This is a genomic window from Bathymodiolus heckerae thiotrophic gill symbiont, from assembly GCF_900128515.1.
Lineage (GTDB): Bacteria > Pseudomonadota > Gammaproteobacteria > PS1 > Pseudothioglobaceae > Thioglobus_A.
This window is the reverse complement of sequence record NZ_FQTP01000180.1, coordinates 1-1,791: the sequence shown is the minus strand read 5'-3', so window position 1 is coordinate 1,791 and position 1,791 is coordinate 1. Positions and strand designations below refer to the sequence as shown.

Here is a 1,791-nt window from a genome sequence, read left to right as displayed (position 1 = left end):
GGTGTTAAGATCAATCCACAGATGAAAAAACTACGAGGCGGTGTTGATATTTTAGTGGCAACTCCGGGACGTCTAATTGATCTTCATTCGCAAAATGCAGTGAAGTTTGATGAGCTGGAAATCATCGTATTTGATGAAGCTGATAGAATGCTTGATATGGGTTTTTTACCAGACATTAAGAGAATTTTAAAGATGTTGCCGCCAAAAAGACAGACATTGATGTTTTCAGCTACGTTCTCTGATGACATAAGAAAACTGGCAAAATCCATGGTTCATAACCCAGTTGAAATTTCAACTGCAGTGCGTAATACCACGGTTAAATCAGTTAAACAATGGGTGCATCCTGTTGATAAATCTAAAAAACAAGCGCTATTAACCAAACTTATTGAAGATCATGGTTGGTTCCAAGTGTTAGTATTTAGTCGTACTAAACATGGCGCTAATCGCATTGCTACGCAACTGGGCAAAAAAGGCATTAGCGCATCTGCCATTCATGGTAATAAATCTCAAGCAGCTCGTACGCGCGCCTTAGCGGACTTCAAAGCTGGCAAGGTTAACGTGCTAGTGGCAACTGATATTGCCGCGCGTGGTATTGACATTGTTGATCTTCCTCATGTGGTCAATTTTAATCTTCCGCATGTGCCAGAAGATTACGTACATCGTATTGGTCGTACTGGACGAGCAGGCGCAAAGGGTGAAGCAATTTCATTGGTGAGTGCTGACGAAGCCAAGCAGTTATTTGACATTGAGCGTTTAATCCAAACTAAGCTTGACCGTATTATGGTTGATGATTTCACGCCAAGTCATGATGTGCCCGATTCACCAAAAAATATGCCTAGACCTAAAAATAAAAAACCTAAAAAAGACAAAAGCAGGAACAAACCAAGGTACGGTAAGGATAGCAATTCTGCTGAAAATAAATCTAAAAAGAAAAAAGGATTTTGGAGTAATAAGCCCAATAGAAAGCCCAAAGGCAATTCTGATCAAAGTAGAGGTAAAAAAAATGATAAATAAATTGTTAACGTTAGTAGCTGTTTTTTTATTATCGTTTTCAGCACAAGCTGGATTACGGGAAAAGATGACCACCATGGGTGCTGAAACAGTTAAGCCAAGCGCTGAATATTTAATTGAAACAGCTGGCTGGAATATTCGTGTGTATGAGTGGATTCCAGCAGACAATCCAAATGTTCGTTGTATGTTTGCAGCAGGTTCACAAAAAGGCGGCGTCGCTTGTTATTCGATTAATGACTAAATAGATGTTTGCCATTGAGTTGTTTGTTATTGTTGCGCTGGTGGCGATAGTATTTTATTTGCTCAAAGGTAAAATGTAAGTTCCCTAAATCATTATGTCTAAGCTTACTGTTATCACTGTTGTAGAATCCATGCTTTTTCCAAATTATGGTAATTTGTATCAGGATAAAGGTCTTGAAGAGTATATGGTTAACAGTATACGAAAAGCGATTTCTTTGATCAAAAAACGCCCTGCAGCGGTTATTGTTGTGGAGTTCTTCTATGCTTACAGTACCAACTATAGCGGCGTCTACAAATCCAATTTAGAAGTATTGTTGGTTAGTCTTATTAAATACTCGCCTAATACTAAAGTAATCGTACTGGCAAAGAAAAAAGAAATGCAGTTTATCAACGTGCTTAACGCTGTTGATTATCCGTTACACGGAGTTCTTCAATTGCCAACTCTCCCGTCACAAATGAAAGCTTTACTCGATAGCATTTAAGCCATAAATAAAAAAAGCCAACTAAAAAGTTGGCTTTGGTAGTTTGGTGGAGATGGCG

At 38.6% G+C, this 1,791-nt stretch carries 3 protein-coding genes; all 3 read left to right on the top strand.

Annotated elements, in window-relative coordinates:
• Window positions 1-1,014, top strand: a 1,014-nt coding sequence (locus BTHERMOSOX_RS10890; protein ID WP_138121156.1) for a DEAD/DEAH box helicase, incomplete at its 5' end; no start/stop codon positions are given.
• Window positions 1,004-1,252 (top strand): chromo domain-containing protein, encoded by a 249-nt coding sequence (locus BTHERMOSOX_RS10885; RefSeq protein ID WP_138121155.1) that lies wholly within the window; start codon window positions 1,004-1,006, stop codon window positions 1,250-1,252. The genes BTHERMOSOX_RS10890 and BTHERMOSOX_RS10885, both read left to right, overlap by 11 nt.
• A 94-nt stretch (window positions 1,253-1,346) precedes the next feature.
• Entirely contained in the window at window positions 1,347-1,733 is a 387-nt protein-coding gene (locus tag BTHERMOSOX_RS10880) for a hypothetical protein (protein WP_138121154.1), read from the top strand.
• Window positions 1,734-1,791 lie beyond the last annotated feature (58 nt).